This window comes from Comamonas testosteroni (assembly GCF_014076415.1).
In the GTDB taxonomy this organism is placed as follows: domain Bacteria; phylum Pseudomonadota; class Gammaproteobacteria; order Burkholderiales; family Burkholderiaceae_C; genus Comamonas; species Comamonas testosteroni_F.
The window spans coordinates 5,380,249-5,396,547 of the sequence record NZ_CP043568.1 but is presented as its reverse complement, the minus strand read 5'-3'; the positions used below and the strand labels follow the sequence as shown (position 1 = coordinate 5,396,547).

Here is a 16,299-nt window from a genome sequence, read left to right as displayed (position 1 = left end):
GGGGGACGACACCCTCGGTGCTGGGCAGCGGGGTCGCCCAGGCCCTTCCTCGGTGTCTCTTGCTTGGGGTGTGCCAGTTTTTCAGTGAAATTGGCCTCTGGCCCTTTATTGATAGGCGCAAGCAGCTATTCTTTTGGAATTAGTGCTTGCGCTTTTTTCTTGCGCGAATAGCCCTTGAAATATCAGGGGCAGGCCCTAGCTATGACTGCGAATCGCCTTGAGAGGATCTCCGGGCGGCTTTTGATTTCAGTTTTTCGCTCACAAAGACATGACAAAGCAAACTCATTCCTTCCAGGCCGAAGTGGCCCAGTTGCTGCACCTGGTCACGCATTCGCTGTATTCCAACCAGGAAATCTTCCTGCGCGAGCTGATCTCCAATGCTTCGGATGCTTGCGACAAGCTGCGCTTTGAAGCGCTGGGGGACGCCAGCCTCTACGGCGATCAGCCCGAGCTGGAAGTGCGCGTTTCCTTTGACAAGGCTGCCCGCACGCTGACCATCACCGATACCGGCATCGGCATGAGCGAGCAGGAGGCCATCGACAATCTGGGCACGATTGCCAAGAGCGGCACCAAGGCTTTCATGGAAAAGCTCAGCGGCGACCAGAAGGCCGACTCGCAGCTGATCGGCCAGTTTGGCGTGGGCTTTTACTCGGGCTTCATCGTGGCCGACAAGATCACCGTGGAAACCCGCCGCGCCGGTGCTCCGGCATCGGCCGGCGTGCGCTGGATCAGCGGCGGCACGGGCGACTTCGAGATCGAGCAGATCGAGCGCGCCCAGCGCGGCACCAGCATCATCCTGCACCTGCGTGACGACGCCCAGGAGTTTCTCAACGGCTACAAGCTCAAGCAGGTCATCTCCAAATACTCCGACCACATCAGCCTGCCCATTCTGATGGAAAAGGAAGAGTGGAAGGACGGCGAGAACGATCAGCCCGGCGAGATGGTCAAGACCGGCGAATGGGAAACCGTGAACAAGGCCAGCGCCCTGTGGACCCGCGCCAAGAAGGACATCACGGAAGAGCAGTACAAGGAGTTCTACAAGGCCATCAGCCATGATTTCGAGGACCCGCTGACCTGGAGCCACAACCGTGTCGAAGGCAATACCGAGTACACGCAGCTGCTGTACATCCCGGCCAAGGCCCCGTTCGACCTGTACCAGCGTGACAAGCACGCCGGCATCAAGCTCTATGTGAAGCGCGTCTTCATCATGGACGATGCCGAGGCGCTGATGCCCCAATACCTGCGCTTTGTGAAGGGCGTGATCGACTCTGCCGACCTGCCGCTGAACGTGAGCCGCGAGCTGCTGCAGGAAAGCCGCGATGTACGCCTGATCCGCGACGGCTCGGCCAAGCGCGTGCTCTCGATGCTGGAAGACCTGGCGCGCCACGACAGGCATGAAGCCGCAGCTGATGCTGCGGATGGCGTGCAGGATGTCGTCAGCGAAGAGGACAAGGCCAAGGAAGGCAAGTTCACGCAGTTCTACAACGAGTTCGGCGCCGTGCTCAAGGAAGGCCTGGGCGAAGACTTCGGCAACAAGGAGCGCATTGCCAAGCTGCTGCGTTTCGCCACCACCACGCATGAAGGCCTGAACACCTCGTTTGCAGACTACAAGGCACGCATGAAGGAAGGTCAGGACGCGATCTACTACATCACGGCCGACACCCTGGCTGCGGCCAAGAACAGCCCGCAGCTCGAAGTGTTCAAGAAGAAGGGCATCGAAGTCCTGCTGATGACCGATCGCGTGGACGAGTGGGCGCTCAACTATCTGCACGACTTTGACGGCACGCCGCTGCAGTCCGTGGCCAAGGGCGCCGTGGATCTGGGCAAGCTGCAGAACGAGGAAGAGAAGAAGGCCGCCGAGGAAGCAGCCGAAGCCTTCAAGCCCGTGCTGGCCAAGCTCAAGGAAGCACTCAAGGACCGTGCCGAAGACGTGCGCGCCACCAGCCGCCTGGTCGACTCGCCAGCCTGCCTGGTGGTCAGCGACGGCGGAATGAGCCTGCAACTGGCCCGCCTGCTCAAGCAGGCCGGCCAGGCCGCGCCAGAGTCCAAGCCGGTGCTGGAAGTGAACCCCGATCACGCCCTGGTCAAGAAGCTGGACGGCTCCGTCCACTTCAACGATCTGGCCCAGATTCTGTTCGACCAGGCCGTGCTGGCCGAAGGCGGCATGCCCGAAGATCCGGCCGCCTATGTCAAGCGTGTGAACGCGCTGCTGGCCTGAGCGGTTCGTTCTCCCCGATAAAAATCCCCGCAGAGTGGTGGCTCTGCGGGGATTTTTTATGATTTCTGGCTGTATCGCTTATGGGTAGGGAGCTACCAGCTATCAAAATTGATTAGCTGCGTGAACGTGCAAGCAGGCTGCGATCCCAGAGCACCATGGCCAGGGTGAGCAGGCCCAGCAGGCCGCCCATGAGGCTGGTGCCGGTCCAGCCAAAGGTCAGCCAGGCCCACGAGCCCAGTGCCGAGCCGAGGGAGGCGCCGAGAAAGTATGTGGTCATATAGACGGCATTGATGCGCGAGCGGGCCTCGGGCGCCAATGCATAGACCACGTTCTGGTTGCTGATGTGCAGGGCCTGCAGGGCGCCGTCGACCACCAGCAGACCCAGCAGAAACCACCAGATGCTGCTGCCGCCCAGCCACAGGCACAGCCAGCCCAGCAGCATCAGAATGGCGCCGGCCAGTGTGGCGGACTGCTCCAGTCCCTTGTCGGCCATGCGTCCGGCCACATTGGCCATCAGCGCGCCGGCAATGCCCACGATGCCTATCAGGCCGATCATCAGGTCCGAGAGTTCAAAGCCCGGCCCTGCCAGCAGCAGCGCCATGGTGGAGAACAGCACGCTCACGGTGGCAAAGCCGGTGCCGCCGATCAGCGCACGGCTGCGCAGGCGCGGATGGCGGCGCAGCAAATCCCCCAGGGACTTCATGACTTCGCCATAGCTGACGGGAGCGGCGGGTGCCGCCTTGGGCAGGGCCCGTGCCAGCAGCACTGCCATGAAGGCGGTGCTGATGGCCCCCACCCAGTAGACGGTGCTCCAGCCGCCCAGATCGGACAGAATCCCCGCCACGCTGCGCGAGGCCAGAATGCCGATCAGCAGTCCGCTCATGACCAGGCCGACGGCACGCCCGCTGGCGCCGGGGGCGGCAAAGGCGGCGGCCATGGGTACCAGCACCTGGGCGGCCACCGAGAACACGCCGGCCATCAGGGTGCCGGCGGCGAGCAGCGCGAAGCTGCCGGCCAGGCCGCTGATGCCCGACAGCAGCATGCCGCAGGCGGCCAGCAGCATCAGGCTCAGCACCAGGCGGCGGCGCTCCAGCATATCGCCCAGCGGCACGAGGAACAGCAGCCCCAGGCCATAGGAGACCTGGGCCATGGTCACGGTGCTGGAGGCCTGGGCATCGCTGATCTGCAGATGCTGGACCATGGAGTTGAGCAAGGGCTGGTTGAAATAATTGGCTCCCGCGCACAGACCGCAGGCCGTGGCCATGAGCAGCAGGGTGGTTCTGGAGAGGACTGTGGTGGCCGCTGGTGTTGTGGTTTTCATGAGGCGCTCAGATGCAAGGGAGTCAGGTGGAAATGGCGGCTTTGGCGTCCATCTCCTTGGGCAGGGCCGCCGTGGCCTCCACCTCGATCAGCATGCCGGGCAGGGCCAGCTTGGGCACGGGAATCAGCGTACAGGCCGGAAAGCGCGGCCGCCTGTCGCCGGGCTCGCCGCTGCCCCAATGCTGTCTCACGGCGCTTTGCCAGTGCTCGAAGCGCTCCAGCGAATGATCGACGATGAGCACGGTGAGCTTGAGCACATGGCCCATGTCCGCGCCGCCGGCGGCCAGGGCGGTCTGGATGTTGGACAGAGCCTGCGCGGCCTGCAGGGCAAAGCTGTCGGGCAGCTCTGCCAGGGCGTTTTCTCCGCCCTGGCCCGAAACGAAGAGCCAGCGCAGCGGCTCCTGGACGGTGACCACATGGGTGTAGCCATTGGGCAGGCTGTCATAGAGACCGGCGGGCTGCAGATAGTGTGTTTGCGAGGCAGGGGTTTGGGCAATGAAACTGGGCTTGGCGTCCATGAAAGTCTTTCAGGCAAGGCTTGTCCGGCGGGGCCCGTCAGCGGCAGGCCTTTGTTCCGGAAGCTGCTGGAATTGTTAAACCTCAACTAAGCTTGAGGTCAAGAGGTTTGTATGACCACAAAGGATTGCGGTCATGGCGGGCCAGACAGGGACAACGGGAATGCAGCGGGAGGTGACTGTGCAGTGTGAAGAGACTGGCGATATGAATGGATGCGGAAACGGCCTGGTGGCCGAGGCCGAGGGAATGCCGGACCTCAGCGTGGGAGAGGTCGCCAGCCGCAGCGGGGTGGCGGTATCGGCCCTGCATTTCTATGAGCGGCAGGGCTTGATCGAGAGTGCGCGCACTGCGGGCAACCAGCGCCGCTATGCGCGAGCGGTGCTGAGACGGGTGGCCGTGATCAAGGTGGCTCAGCGCATGGGCGTGCCCCTGGCCGAGATTGCGCAGGCACTGGCCCATCTGCCGGCCAACCGCGTGCCCGGCAAGGCCGACTGGAGCCGTCTGTCCCTGCATTGGCAGTCACAGCTCGATGCACGCATTGCCATGCTGACCCAGCTCAGGGATCAGCTCGACTCCTGCATAGGCTGCGGCTGCCTGTCTCTGCAGGCCTGCCCGCTGCGCAACGACCATGACTGTCTGGCGGCGCAGGGGGCCGGCCCGCATTTCAGATAGCCGTGTTCACTGGCGCGGCACGGGCAGCACGCGTGCCCTTGTGCTGATGAGGCCCAGCAATGTCGACAGCAGGCCCAGACAGGCACAGAAGGCTATCAGTGCACCCCTCAGCCCGATATGGTCGGACAGCCAGCCCATGCCCAGGATGGGGACGATGGTGCCTACATAGCCCACGACCAGATAGGTGGACAGCAGGCCCGTGCGGTTGACGGGCTTGGAGACCTTGTTGACCACGGCCATGCCCGACAGATTGCACAGTGCATGACCGCAGGACATGCTCAGCACACTCAATGCGAACAGCCATGGCGAGCCGGCAAACAGATTGAGAACCAGCAGGGCATTGGTCGCCGCCAGGGCGAAGAAGCCGATGATGATCAGCCGCTTGGTGGGATAGGGCCGGGCGATGAGCTGGATGCCGGCCGACAGAAACAGGATGACGCCGATGGACAGGCCCGAGACCGCAGGTCCGTGCCAGGGCAGCATCTGGGCCATGAAGCTGGGGGCCATGGCGGCAAACAGGCTGAACATGCCGAAGGCGGAAAACGCCGCCATGCAGCCCAGCGCATAGTGGTAGAGAAAAGGCTTGCGCGGCTGGGAGATGCTGGGCAGAACATCTTTCAGCGTCAGGCCGGGCGTGCTGTGAACGGGCGCAGTGGCTGCAGGCAGCTTGATCCTGAACAGTGCATGGATGCCCAGAAAGCTCAGTGCGATGGGCGGCAGATAGCTGCTGACCAGGGGGAAAGGCACCCATTGCGCCATCAGGCCGCCAACCACGGGCCCCAGGCCGAAGCCGAAGGCAATCGTCAGGCTGGTGGTCGCTGCAGCACGCTGCAGGTCCCCCTTATTGTTGAGCTGGGTCATGCCTATGGAGGCCGAGGTGGTGATCAGGCCCGAGGCCAGGCCGATGATGAAGCGGGAAGCACCCAGGCTCCAGGCATTCCAGGACAGGGCCGAGCCGATGACCCCCACGGTCATCACCATCAGTCCCAGGCGCAGCACTTTGAGAAAACCGAAGAGATTGGTCAGACGGCCCAGGAACAGCAGGCTGATCAAGGCGCCCAGCATATAGGTCACGAAGATCTGCGTGATATGACTGGGCTGCAGCCCCCAGGCCTGCTGGTAGAGGGGGTAGAGCGGGCTGGCAAGCGCCGTTCCCATGACGCCGACGCACATGGAAAAGCAGACCCAGGCATAGGGACTCAGACGGGATTGCATTGGGAAATGCATGGGTGGGGCAGTCATCCGCATGTCCGGTGTGGGCTAGTCGGCTTGACCTAGAATTATTAAAAATGACTAATTGGTCAATTTTATGAATTCTAGAAAAGGATGTCAGCGCATGGCGGATGGTGCGGCGGCTGCCCCTTGTGCAGACCCGGATATCGGCACACCGGCAAAGCGTCAGCGGCGCACGCGTGGACCGAGTCTCGACAAGACAGCGCAGACCCGTCAGCAGATTGCAGAGGCCGCGCTGGCCGAGTTCGTGGAGTGCGGCGTGGCACGCAGCACCATGGAGCGTATTGCCTGCCGCGCGCAGGTGGCCAAGGGCACGCTGTATCTCTACTACCCATCCAAGGACGAGCTGCTGCGGGGCGTGGTGGAGCACGCACTGCGGCACTCGGCCGTCTATCAGCCGCTCAGGCGACGCAAGGGCGAGACGGTGCGTGCCTTTCTGCGCCGCAGTCTGCTGCCGACGCTGGAGGCGGTGGACAGCAGCGAGCGCGGCATGCTGGCACGTCTGGTGCTCAGCGAGGCACGGCATGCGCCCGAGCTGGCCAGACTGTACAAAGAGCTGGCTTTTGATGCCTGGCAGAACTATGTGCAGGACTTGCTGGCGCTGGCCGTGAAAGAGGGGGAGCTCAGGACCCGCTCGGTCAGCCGCAGTGCCCAGCTGCTGGCCAGCCCGTTCTGGATGGCGCTGGTGCACAACAACCTGCTGGCCTCCGAGGGCTCGCAGAAGCTGGCCCTCAAGCCGCTGGTCGAGCTGCTGATTGATAACCTTTTTGCGGGCACGGCCGGTGACAATGCGGCTGTCAAACGTCAGTGAGAGTCAGTGAGATGAATTCCATGCCAGTCACCATCAAGCCCGGTCATCACAGAATCCTGGGCACGGTCTGCGCCGCAGCTCTGGTGCTGGCCTTGCCCGCCTGCGGCTCCGTAGGAGCTGGCGTGGGCGTCGGGATTCCGGTGGGGCCGTTTTCCGTGGGCGTGGGCCTTGGCAGCGGCGGTCTCAGCGCAGGCGTCGGTACGGGCGTCGGGCCTGTCGGTGTGGGCGTAGGCGTCAACCAGCGCGGGCAGGTACTGGGAAGCGCCGGTGTCGGCGCTTCCACCGGCGTGGGTGGTGCCAGCGTGGGTGTCGGGGTGGGATCCTCCACCGTGCTGCATGATCCCAATCGCCCGCAGACGCCAGAGGTGCAGCCAGTGCCACCCGCTGCCCCGGTGCAGAGCGGCGATGCCGTGCAATGGCGCGATGCGCGCGGGCAGCTCGTGCCCGAATGCCGCTTGCAGGGGCGCTGCTAGCGGCCGCCTTACGCGTAAAGCGGCTCCTGCTGCATGGCTTCTATCTGTTCGTTCAGCATGTCCACCTGACCCTGCCAGTAGTCGGTGCTGCCGAACCAGGGGAAGTTGATGGCAAAGATCGGGTCCTGCCAGCGGCGCGCCAGCCAGGCGCTGTAATGCAGCAGGCGCAGGGTGCGCAGCGGCTCGATCAATGCCAGCTCGCGCCGGTCGAAGCTGCGGAACTGCTCATAGCCTTCGAGTAGGGCCGACAGCTGCTGGGTCTGCTGGCCGCGGTCGCCCGAGAGCAGCATCCACAGATCCTGCACGGCGGGACCGCTGCGTGCATCGTCGAGATCGACAAAATGAGGGCCGCCGTGGCCTTCGTCATCCAGCGGCGTCCAGAGAATGTTTCCCGGGTGGCAGTCGCCATGCAGCCGAATCTGCGTCGCAGAATGCAAGCCAAAATGGCCTGCAGCGCTTAATCCATGTGCGGATGGAGCTATCAACAAAAGAGCTTTTTCGCAAGCCTGCTGCCAGCGGCTGCGCACTTCGAGCGCGACGACCTCATGCTCGAGCAGATAGTGCATGGATTCGTAGCCGAAGCTTTTCAGGTTCAGCGCCGGTCGATGCGTGAAGGGCTGGGTTGCCCCCACGGTGTGGATGCGGGCCAGAAACCGGCCTATCCATTCCAGTACCTCCCAGTCGTCCAGCTCGGGGCGGCGCCCCCCGCGCCAGGGGCTGATGCTGAACAGAAAGCCCGCATGCTCATGCACGGTCCGCCCTTGCAGCGCCAGTGGCGCCACCACGGGAACCTCGCCAGCCGCCAGTTCCTGGGAGAAGGCATGTTCTTCCTCGATCTGGGCACGGCTCCAGCGTCCCGGGCGGTAGAACTTGGCGACGACCTTGTCGCCCTCGTCCTGGTGGGCCAGATAGACGCGGTTTTCATAGGAGCTCAGCGCCGTCAGCCGCCCGTCCGGCATAAGGCCCGTGCTGCACAGCGCATCGATCACGCAGTCCGGCGTGAGGTCTGCATAGGGGTGAGAAGGGTCTTGGGTATCGCTCATCCCCGCATTGTCAGGCTCAAACAGGCTCTTGCGAACCGGACGGCATAGCGCATACGTCGGCAAAATTGCTTTTGATTTGATAGCTGCTGCCGACTCTCAGGTTGATCTTGGCGGCCGGAAATCCCTGGAAAACCGTGCGGGTGCCGCGCATGTTGCCTAAGCTGGCACACTGCCCGCATGCAAGAGAGCGAATCACTTTCACAGCCCTGCGAGGACCGGGATTTTGCCGAGTGGCACAAAGGCTGCCCGTGGTGCGCCGTCTGGGTGGTGATGCTGCAAGGCCATGGTCTGGAGTCCTTGCTGCAGCAGGCCAGATCCAGACTCGGTGATGCCTTGCTGCCGCGCCATGCGCGCCAGCCGCATGTCACGCTGGCCTATAGGGGGCTGTGCCGGGGCGGGGACGAGCATGCGGCGCGGGAATATGACCGGCTGGCGCTGCGCGCCGATGTCGCCGTGCTGCAAAGTTTAGGAATGAGTCCGTTTTCCGTGCAGCTCGCGGGAGCAGGCAGCTTCACTACCGTGCCTTATCTCGGTATCGGGCGGGGGCAAGAATGCTTGCAGCGCCTGCATACGGCGCTGGTGCCCTTGGAGCCCGCGCCGGGCTGGCGCTATGTTCCCCATGTGACCCTGGGCCACTATGCGAGGCGGCTACCGCTGCGAGAGGCTGTGGACAAGTTGCTGGCACTGACCCAGGACTTGCCGGTTTTCGAGGCAAGGCAGCTGGCGCTGGCCCGCTATGAGACGGCCGATATTGCCGGGCCGCTGACGCTGGAAGGCGTCTTCGAACTGGACACCGGGCGCTATGCGGCAGCGCCCGGTGCCCTGTGGCCTGAGTCGCTTTAGGCGATGGTCAGCGTCACGCCGATATTGCCGCGCGTGGCGTTGGAGTAGGGGCAGACCTTGTGAGCGGCGTCCACCAGTTGCTGGGCCGCAGCCTTGTCCATGCCGGGCAGGCTGATCTTCATGCGAACGGCGATGCCGAACACTTCGCCCACGGGGCCCAGATCGACTTCTGCGTCTACCGACAGGTCGGCAGGCAGGGCCAGCTTCTGGCGAGCGGCCACGGCCTTCATGGCGCCGATAAAGCAGGCGGAGTAACCGGCGGCAAACAGCTGCTCGGGGTTGGTGCCCTTGCCGGCGCCGCCGGGCGAGCTCAGCTGGATGTCCAGGCGGCCATCATCGGTGCGCGAAGCGCCTTCGCGGCCGCCGGTGGTGTGGGCGTGGGCGGTGTAGAGAACCTTGTCGAGTTGGGCCATGGTGTCTTCCTTTGCGAGAGTGCCCGGCAATGCGGGCGGGTGGAGGAAATCGTCAGGAGTGGCTGCGGCGTGGTGCCAGCCTTGCGCGCAGTGTGCCGAGCTGGCCCGTAAGAGCCTGCAATTCGGGCAGGGTGCACTGCGTGCTCTGCAGCACGCAGGCAGGTATTTTTTCGGCCTCGGCGCGAAGTGCCCGGCCGGTATCCGTGAGGGCAATGCGCACGCGGCGCTCGTCCTGTGCATCGCGCTGGCGTGCCAGCAGGCCTGTGCTTTCCAGTCGCTTGAGCAAGGGCGTCAGCGTGCCTGAATCCAGGTAAAGGCGCTCGCCCAGTTCCGAGACCGTGAGCTGGTCGCCTTCCCAGAGCACCAGCATGACCAGGTACTGAGGGTAAGTCAGGCCTATGGCATCCAGCAAGGGTTTGTAGAGCTTGGTCATGGCCAGCGATGCCGAGTACAGCGCAAAGCAGACCTGATTGTCCAGGCGCAACAGCTCGGAGCTGTCGGGGAGAAGGTCGTCATCGGATCGCATGGGATGAATTATTGCAGACAATTAAATTGTGTGCAATTTAATTTGCAGATCGCCAAGCCGCAGGAGACAGTGCAGAGGTTCGGAGCAATGCAAACAGGCTCCGTGAGCGGAGCCTGTCGCGGCTGAAGCTGTCTCGTGCCTAACGGGCGGTCAGCGCATCGGCCAGCGCCTGGTACATGGGCAGGCTGGTCGGGTCTATGCCCGCATTGCCCGCAATCGGGTGGGAGGCATAGCGCACCACCACCATCTGGGCCTTGGGGTCGATGTAGATGGCCTGACCGTGAATGCCGCGCGCCATATAGGCCCCGTTGGGGTTGTGCGAGACCCACCACATATTGCGATACGACCAGCCAGGCAGCGTGGCATAACCGGCCTTGACAAACTTGGCCGGGTCGGCGCCGCGACGGATGTCCTGAACCACGGCCCTGGGCAGCACCTGCTGGCCGCTGGCGGCGCGGCCTTCGTTGCGCATCAGCTCGCCGAAGCGGGCCAGGTCGCGCAGCGTGGTGTTGAGGCCGCCGCCGCCCGATTCCGTACCTATGCGATCCACCATGAAGTAGGCGTCCTGCTCGGCACCGATGCGGCTCCAGATGCGCTCGGACAGCAGCTGGGCCAGAGGCTTGCCGCTGGCGCGGCGCACGATCCAGGCCAGGACTTCGGCGTTGACTGTCTTGTAGGCAAAGCCCTGGTCATGCTCGCCCTCTTTCTGCAGGGTCTGCAGAAATTCGTAGAAGCTCCTGGGGCCGGCATAGTCCTTGCCCTGGGGCATCATGCCGCCGGCACGGGCGTAGTCCCAGACTTCGGCCTTGGGGTCGGCGTAGTTCTCGGAGTACTTCACGCCGATCGTCATATCCATCACCTGGCGCACCGTGGCGTCGCCATAGGCGGTGTTCTTCATCTCGGGCAGATAGTCGGTCACCGGTGCCTCGGGCTTGATGGTGCCTTCATGGGCCAGCAGCGCGGCCAGGGTGCCGACAAAGGACTTGGTGACCGACATGGCCAGGTGCGGGCGCTGCGGCTCCAACGCGCCCAGATATTTTTCATAGATCACGCGGCCCTTGTGCATGACCAGAATGCCGTCGGTGTAGTTGCGCTCCAGTGCCTGGGCAAACGTCAGCTCCTCGCCTGTGCCCATGACCTTGAAGCGCACTTGCTCGATGTCGACCGGAGCCGAGCGCAGGGCGCTGGGAGCGCCCGGGCCGCGCCAGACATTGGCCGTGGGCGTGATTTCGCGGATATGCGAGAAGGTCCAGCGTATGCGGGGAAAGGTATTGCCCACGGGATTGTCGAAGGTGATGAGCTTGTCGGCAGCGGGCGGAAAGCCCTGCATCCAGCCCATGGCCTGCACGCTGGTGCTGGCCGGGTCGGGCAACGCGGGTGCGGCAGCCTGCGCATGGACTGCAGAAACCATAGCTGTCAGCGCAAGCGGGGCGAGCGTTTTGCGCGTAAAAGACTTCAAACTCATCATCACCTCTTGGACTTGGGATTAACGACCGGTAAAACGGGCTGGGCGTTTCTCGATGAAGGAGCGCACGCCTTCGGCGGCGTCCTCGCTGTTGGCCAGGCGCTGCTGCACAGGAATGAAATCGGCCACGGCAGCGGCCTGGCCCAGCTCTATGGCCTTGAGGACATTGAGGCGCGTGGCCACCACGGCCTGCGGCGCCTGGGCGGCGATGCGCTCGGCAATGCGAAAAGCCTCGTCCAGTTCCTGGCCAGCAGGCACGACTTTTTGCACAAAGTGGCAGCGCAGGGCCTCGGCCGCATCGAAGGCGTCGCCGGTCAGCAGATGCAGCATGGCATTGCCCACGCCGGCGCGCTCGGGCATGCGCAGCGTGGCGCCGCCCGTGGGCATGATGCAGCGCTGCACTTCCATCTGTGCGAAGCGGCTGCTGTCGGCAGCGACGACGATATCGGCGCCCAGCATCAGTTCTATGCCGACGGTAAAGCAGATGCCCTTGACGGCGGCGACCATGGGCTTGGTGCGGCGGCGATAGCCGGGCAGGCCATAGTCATGAGGCTCCACGAGACCTGCAGGGATGACCTTCTGGCCGCTTTTCATGAATTCGGCGATGACGGGCAGATCCAGCCCCGCCGTGAAATGATCGCCGAAAGCATGGAGCAGGCCTACGCGCAACTCAGGCTCGTCGTCGAGTCGGGTATAGGCCTCTCCCAGTTGCTGGAACATGGCCGGCGTCCAGCCATTGCGCTTGGCCGGACGGTTGATGCCTATCAGCAGCACATGGCCGCGGACTTCACAGGAAATGCAGCCCTCGGGTGGAGGGCTGGGCTGGTCGATTTGCATGGCAGGTCTCCTGCTGCAACCTTAGACGGCTGTCGCAGCCGCTGCAGTCGCGCACAAGACCTGAAGGCCGGCGATTTAGTAGGTGTAAACACCCTGGCCGGTCTTGCGGCCCAGACGGCCGGCGGCCACCATTTCGCGCAGCAGGAAGCAGGGGCGGTACTTGCTGTCGCCGAATTCCTTGAGGTAGACCTCCATCACGGCCAGGCAGACGTCCAGACCGATCATGTCGGCCAGGGCCAGCGGGCCAATCGGCTGGTTGCAGCCCAGCTTCATGCCGGCGTCGATGTCCTCGGCCGAGGCCGTGCCTTCGCTGAGCACCTGGAAGGCCTCGTTGATCATGGGCACCAGAATGCGGTTGACCACAAAGCCGGGAGCGTTCTTGACGGTGATGGGCGACTTGCCCAGTTTTTCCGACAAGGCCTTGACCGCATCGTGGGTGGCGTCGCTGGTCTGCAGGCCGCGGATGATCTCCACCAGGGCCATCATGGGCACGGGGTTGAAGAAATGCATGCCGATGAACTTGTCGGCACGCTGGGTGGCGGCCGCCAGCTGGGTGATGGAGATGGACGAGGTGTTGGTGGCAACGATTACGTCCTGTGCCAGCAGGGTATCGAGCTGCTTGAGGATCTTGACCTTGAGCTCGTAGTTCTCGGTGGCGGCTTCGATCACCAACTGGGCCGATTTCAGATCGTCGTAGCTGGTCGAGGTCTTGATGCGTGCCAGCGCTGCGTTTTTGTCGGCTTCGCTGATCTTTTCCTTCTTGATCAGGCGGTCCAGGCTGCCGGCCACGGTGGCCAGGCCTTTTTGTACGGCGGCGTCGGAGATGTCCACCATCACCACGTCGATGCCAGACACGGCGCAAGCCTGCGCGATGCCGTTGCCCATGGTGCCGGCGCCGATGATGCCTACGGTTTGGATTGCCATTTTTTGTCTCCATTCAGATAAGTGCGATTGAACTGGAAAATGTTATCCCGGTTCTGACCGGGTTTGACCCTAGTCGGGCATGGTTGGCGTGTTAGGAGTCATAACGGTGACAGGTTTTTCTGCACGACCGTGTTATTTCTCGTTTCGCTGCTGCAGACCGCTGGTCAGAATTCGCGGCAAAAGGAGTGCCGACATGCGTGACTATCTGGTGGTGGGAGGCGGCTCCGCTGGTGCGGTGTTGGCCGCCAGACTCAGCGAGAACCCGCAGGTCACCGTGACCTTGCTGGAGGCTGGTGGCGAAGACAAAAGCGTGCTGATCCATTGCCCGGCAGGGCTGGCGCTGATGGCCAAGCAGAAAAACTTCAACTGGGCCATGAGCACGGTGCCGCAGGCCGGTCTCAATGGTCGGCGAGGCTACCAGCCGCGCGGCAAGGTGCTGGGCGGCTCCAGCTCCATCAATGCCATGATCTATCTGCGTGGCCAGCCTGCGGACTACGAATATTGGAGCGCTCAGGGCAATCCAGGTTGGGGCTGGAGCGATGTTCTGCCCTATTTTCTGAAGGCCGAATGCAATACGCGCGGTGCAGATGCTCTGCATGGCGCAAGCGGCCCTTTGCATGTCTCCGATCTCTGCGATCCGAACCCGCTGGCGCAGGCCTTTGTGCGGGCGGGCGTGCAGGCCGGCCATGCGCACAACCACGATTTCAATGGTGAAATTCAGGAGGGAGTAGGCCTGTACCAGGTCACGCACCGCAATGGCGAGCGCTGCAGTGCGGCCAAGGCTTATCTGACCCCGGTGCGAGGCAGCAGGCCCAATCTGGAAATCCTGACCGGAGTGCAGGTGCTGCGGGTGCTGATGGAAGGTCGCCGAGCTGTCGGAGTGGAGTATGTGCAGGGTGGTCAGACCCGGGAACTGCGCTGCCGGCGCGAGGTGCTGCTCTGTGCCGGCGCACTGCAGTCGCCGCAGTTGCTGATGCTCTCGGGCATAGGGCCGGGCGAGCATCTGCAGCAAACAGGCGTTGATGTCGTGCATCACCTTCCCGGTGTCGGCGAGCATTTGCATGACCACCCCGATGTGGTGCAAGTGGTGGACGGCCCGCAGATGACGGACAGCTTTGGTCTGTCGCTTGCCGGCCTCAGGAATGTCTGGCAGGGCATAGGACGCTGGCGCCATGAGCGCAGGGGCATGCTGACCAGCAACTTTGCAGAGGCAGGCGGTTTTATCCGCAGCCGGCCGCAGGAGCACGCGCCCGATCTGCAGCTGCATTTTGTGGTGGGCAAGCTGGTCGACCATGGTCGCAAGACGGTGCTGGGCCACGGTTATTCCTGCCATGTATGTCTGCTGCAGCCAAGAAGTCGGGGCAGCGTGAAGCTGGCCTGTGCCGATGCCAGAGCCATGCCGCTCATAGACCCGGCCTTCTTTGCCGAGGCCGACGATATGCAGCGCATGGTGTGCGGTGTACGCCGCATGCGCGAAATTCTCGGGCAGCCTGCGCTGGCTCGTTTCGAGGGGCGGGAGCTGGAGCATTCGGCACAGGCGCGCAGCGATGCGGAGATCGAGCAGTTCATCCGCAATTACGCCGACACCATCTATCACCCCGTGGGAAGCTGCCGCATGGGGCCTGGCGCGAAGGATGTGGTCGATGCACGGTTGCGGGTGCATGGGGTGCAAGGGCTGCGCGTGGTCGATGCCTCGGTCATGCCGCGCATCGTGAGCGGCAATACCAATGCGCCGACCATCATGATTGCCGAGAAGGCGTCCGATCTGATCAAGGCCGAGTGCTGAATCAGGTCAGCGGAGCCAGGTCGGAGGGTGCATGATCCTCGTCGGGCGGAGGCGTCAGAGTGGAGCATTCCACCCTTCCCCGGCCCTGATTTTTGGCCTGTTGCAGGGCGGCGCCGGCATGACTGGCCAGCTCGTTGAGGCTCAGGCTCTTCCAGGCGGAGGGGACCAGGGCACAACCCGCGCTGAAGTCCAGATCCATCTGCAGTTCGTACTGCGCGCCGATCTGGAATGCGGACTGGATGCGAGTCAGCAGCGACATGACACCCAACTGGTCGGCATGAATCAGCAGGCAAAAGGATTCCCCCTTCCATCTGGCTACGACCTCGTCGCCGCGCATCTGCTTTCGCAGAGTGCGTGACATGAGCTGCAGCGCCGCGTCTCCAGCCTGATAGCCATGGCGGCTGTTGACCTGGGAAAAGTGATCCATGTCGATCAGAATCAAGGCCAGCGGCAGGCCTTCGCGCCGAGCTCTGTTAAGCATGACGCGGGCCTGGTTCTTGATGGCCTGGCGCAGCGGCAGGCCGGTCAGGCTGTCCTCTGGTGAGTTTGCGGATCGCTGACGGACTTCTTCGTCACGGCAGGCCATCAGGATCGATACGAAAAGAATGGCGGAACCTATGGGGATCAGCCACGAAAGCAATATATGTGGACTGGGTTCCTCTGCAAAGCTGTGCAGCCAGGGAGCGTGCAAGGTGAAGTAGCCGCGTATAACCAGAATGCTTGCGACGCAAAGGCCTGCACCCAGTAGCAGATATCGCCAGGCAGTGGCGGAGTTGGTTTGCGGCGATAAGCTCAGGCAGACCAGAGTGGCAAGGCTCAAGCCGTAGCCGACATTGAACCAGGCCAGCCGGTAGGGCTTGCTCTCAATCAGAACCAGCACGCCCGCAAGTGTCAGCAGGCACAGCACGGCCAGGGAACGGGTGAGTATCTTGTTGCGAGGTCCAAGCCAGCCCTTGAGTGCTTTGTGCAGCTGCCACAGCGCACTGGTTGCAACAGCGGCACTGGAGATCGACAGCAGCGCATTCCATGTGAAGGGTATTACATGCCCGGCGCAGAAGACGAGCAGCCAGGCCAGCCCCTGCAACAGCAGGAATTGCTGAGCATTTCTGGTTGCCCGGCTCATTTGCTGACCCATAAACCATGGCAGTGCAAAAGCGACCGTCATCAAATTGACGGCCACCATCAATGTCATGGAAAACTGGTCGGTCTCCGGCATGGC

General features: G+C 63.1%; 16 protein-coding genes. 6 read left to right on the top strand and 10 right to left on the bottom strand.

Going from position 1 to position 16,299, the window contains the following annotated elements; all coding sequences use genetic code 11:
* Positions 1–268: 268 nt before the first annotated feature.
* Positions 269–2,218: a molecular chaperone HtpG gene (htpG, locus tag F0P97_RS24855; RefSeq protein WP_182284753.1), complete on the top strand. Its 1,950-nt coding sequence runs from the start codon at positions 269–271 to the stop codon at positions 2,216–2,218.
* Between the two features lie 112 nt (positions 2,219–2,330).
* Here the strand turns inward: htpG and F0P97_RS24850 are convergent, their stop codons facing one another.
* Together F0P97_RS24850 and F0P97_RS24845 are read right to left on the bottom strand one after the other, a co-directional pair.
* The gene (locus F0P97_RS24850) at positions 2,331–3,539 is read right to left on the bottom strand and encodes an MFS transporter (protein WP_182284752.1); all 1,209 of its coding nucleotides are present in this window, start codon (positions 3,537–3,539) and stop codon (positions 2,331–2,333) included.
* Positions 3,540–3,561: 22 nt separating this feature from the next.
* Positions 3,562–4,056 carry a RidA family protein gene (locus tag F0P97_RS24845; RefSeq protein WP_182284751.1) on the bottom strand — a complete coding sequence of 165 codons (495 nt, stop codon included), beginning with the start codon at positions 4,054–4,056 and terminating at the stop codon, positions 3,562–3,564.
* Between the two features lie 202 nt (positions 4,057–4,258).
* On the opposite strand from F0P97_RS24845, the gene soxR reads away from it, so the two are divergent.
* Positions 4,259–4,726 carry a redox-sensitive transcriptional activator SoxR gene (gene soxR, locus F0P97_RS24840; RefSeq protein ID WP_182284750.1) on the top strand — a complete coding sequence of 156 codons (468 nt, stop codon included), beginning with the start codon at positions 4,259–4,261 and terminating at the stop codon, positions 4,724–4,726.
* Positions 4,727–4,732: 6 nt separating this feature from the next.
* Here soxR and F0P97_RS24835 read toward each other — a convergent pair whose 3' ends face one another.
* The gene (locus tag F0P97_RS24835; protein WP_182284749.1) at positions 4,733–5,941 is read right to left on the bottom strand and encodes an MFS transporter; all 1,209 of its coding nucleotides are present in this window, start codon (positions 5,939–5,941) and stop codon (positions 4,733–4,735) included.
* 121 nt (positions 5,942–6,062) lie between these two features.
* On the opposite strand from F0P97_RS24835, the gene F0P97_RS24830 reads away from it, so the two are divergent.
* Both F0P97_RS24830 and F0P97_RS24825 read left to right on the top strand, forming a co-directional pair.
* Entirely contained in the window at positions 6,063–6,770 is a 708-nt protein-coding gene (locus F0P97_RS24830) for a TetR/AcrR family transcriptional regulator (protein WP_182284748.1), read from the top strand.
* A gap of 11 nt (positions 6,771–6,781) precedes the next feature.
* Positions 6,782–7,243, top strand: a complete 462-nt coding sequence (locus F0P97_RS24825; RefSeq protein ID WP_182284747.1) for a hypothetical protein — start codon at positions 6,782–6,784, stop codon at positions 7,241–7,243.
* 8 nt (positions 7,244–7,251) lie between these two features.
* Here F0P97_RS24825 and F0P97_RS24820 read toward each other — a convergent pair whose 3' ends face one another.
* A complete protein-coding gene (locus F0P97_RS24820; RefSeq protein WP_182284746.1) occupies positions 7,252–8,286 on the bottom strand; it encodes a serine/threonine protein kinase in 1,035 nt (344 codons plus the stop codon).
* Positions 8,287–8,463: 177 nt separating this feature from the next.
* Between F0P97_RS24820 and F0P97_RS24815 the strand changes: the two genes are divergently transcribed.
* Positions 8,464–9,129 (top strand): 2'-5' RNA ligase family protein, encoded by a 666-nt coding sequence (locus tag F0P97_RS24815; protein ID WP_182284745.1) that lies wholly within the window; start codon positions 8,464–8,466, stop codon positions 9,127–9,129.
* Here the strand turns inward: F0P97_RS24815 and F0P97_RS24810 are convergent.
* From F0P97_RS24810 to F0P97_RS24790, 5 genes are all read right to left on the bottom strand, one after another.
* On the bottom strand, positions 9,126–9,542 hold the full coding sequence (locus F0P97_RS24810; RefSeq protein ID WP_182284744.1) for an organic hydroperoxide resistance protein: 417 nt from the start codon (positions 9,540–9,542) through the stop codon (positions 9,126–9,128). The two genes, F0P97_RS24815 and F0P97_RS24810, sit on opposite strands and share 4 nt — an antisense overlap.
* A 52-nt stretch (positions 9,543–9,594) precedes the next feature.
* A complete protein-coding gene (locus tag F0P97_RS24805; protein WP_182284743.1) occupies positions 9,595–10,068 on the bottom strand; it encodes a MarR family winged helix-turn-helix transcriptional regulator in 474 nt (157 codons plus the stop codon).
* Between the two features lie 139 nt (positions 10,069–10,207).
* Entirely contained in the window at positions 10,208–11,533 is a 1,326-nt protein-coding gene (locus F0P97_RS24800) for a serine hydrolase domain-containing protein (RefSeq protein WP_182284742.1), read from the bottom strand.
* 21 nt (positions 11,534–11,554) lie between these two features.
* The gene (locus F0P97_RS24795; protein ID WP_182284741.1) at positions 11,555–12,370 is read right to left on the bottom strand and encodes a crotonase/enoyl-CoA hydratase family protein; all 816 of its coding nucleotides are present in this window, start codon (positions 12,368–12,370) and stop codon (positions 11,555–11,557) included.
* Between the two features lie 75 nt (positions 12,371–12,445).
* The gene (locus F0P97_RS24790; protein WP_182284740.1) at positions 12,446–13,294 is read right to left on the bottom strand and encodes a 3-hydroxybutyryl-CoA dehydrogenase; all 849 of its coding nucleotides are present in this window, start codon (positions 13,292–13,294) and stop codon (positions 12,446–12,448) included.
* Between the two features lie 193 nt (positions 13,295–13,487).
* Between F0P97_RS24790 and F0P97_RS24785 the strand changes: the two genes are divergently transcribed.
* Entirely contained in the window at positions 13,488–15,080 is a 1,593-nt protein-coding gene (locus F0P97_RS24785; protein ID WP_182284739.1) for a GMC family oxidoreductase, read from the top strand.
* A 1-nt stretch (position 15,081) separates the two neighbouring features.
* Here F0P97_RS24785 and F0P97_RS24780 read toward each other — a convergent pair whose 3' ends face one another.
* Positions 15,082–16,296, bottom strand: coding sequence for a GGDEF domain-containing protein (locus tag F0P97_RS24780; protein WP_182284738.1), 1,215 nt, complete (start codon positions 16,294–16,296; stop codon positions 15,082–15,084).
* Positions 16,297–16,299: the final 3 nt, after the last annotated feature.

Bases quoted from the DNA above. Each gene is read 5' to 3' on its own strand.
- htpG (WP_182284753.1), top strand. From the start codon at position 269: ATGACAAAGCAAACTCATTCCTTCCAGGCCGAAGTGGCCCAGTTGCTG.
- F0P97_RS24850 (WP_182284752.1), bottom strand. From the start codon at position 3,539: ATGAAAACCACAACACCAGCGGCCACCACAGTCCTCTCCAGAACCACC.
- F0P97_RS24845 (WP_182284751.1), bottom strand. From the start codon at position 4,056: ATGGACGCCAAGCCCAGTTTCATTGCCCAAACCCCTGCCTCGCAAACA.
- soxR (WP_182284750.1), top strand. From the start codon at position 4,259: ATGAATGGATGCGGAAACGGCCTGGTGGCCGAGGCCGAGGGAATGCCG.
- F0P97_RS24835 (WP_182284749.1), bottom strand. From the start codon at position 5,941: ATGCAATCCCGTCTGAGTCCCTATGCCTGGGTCTGCTTTTCCATGTGC.
- F0P97_RS24830 (WP_182284748.1), top strand. From the start codon at position 6,063: ATGGCGGATGGTGCGGCGGCTGCCCCTTGTGCAGACCCGGATATCGGC.
- F0P97_RS24825 (WP_182284747.1), top strand. From the start codon at position 6,782: ATGAATTCCATGCCAGTCACCATCAAGCCCGGTCATCACAGAATCCTG.
- F0P97_RS24820 (WP_182284746.1), bottom strand. From the start codon at position 8,286: ATGAGCGATACCCAAGACCCTTCTCACCCCTATGCAGACCTCACGCCG.
- F0P97_RS24815 (WP_182284745.1), top strand. From the start codon at position 8,464: ATGCAAGAGAGCGAATCACTTTCACAGCCCTGCGAGGACCGGGATTTT.
- F0P97_RS24810 (WP_182284744.1), bottom strand. From the start codon at position 9,542: ATGGCCCAACTCGACAAGGTTCTCTACACCGCCCACGCCCACACCACC.
- F0P97_RS24805 (WP_182284743.1), bottom strand. From the start codon at position 10,068: ATGCGATCCGATGACGACCTTCTCCCCGACAGCTCCGAGCTGTTGCGC.
- F0P97_RS24800 (WP_182284742.1), bottom strand. From the start codon at position 11,533: ATGAGTTTGAAGTCTTTTACGCGCAAAACGCTCGCCCCGCTTGCGCTG.
- F0P97_RS24795 (WP_182284741.1), bottom strand. From the start codon at position 12,370: ATGCAAATCGACCAGCCCAGCCCTCCACCCGAGGGCTGCATTTCCTGT.
- F0P97_RS24790 (WP_182284740.1), bottom strand. From the start codon at position 13,294: ATGGCAATCCAAACCGTAGGCATCATCGGCGCCGGCACCATGGGCAAC.
- F0P97_RS24785 (WP_182284739.1), top strand. From the start codon at position 13,488: ATGCGTGACTATCTGGTGGTGGGAGGCGGCTCCGCTGGTGCGGTGTTG.
- F0P97_RS24780 (WP_182284738.1), bottom strand. From the start codon at position 16,296: ATGCCGGAGACCGACCAGTTTTCCATGACATTGATGGTGGCCGTCAAT.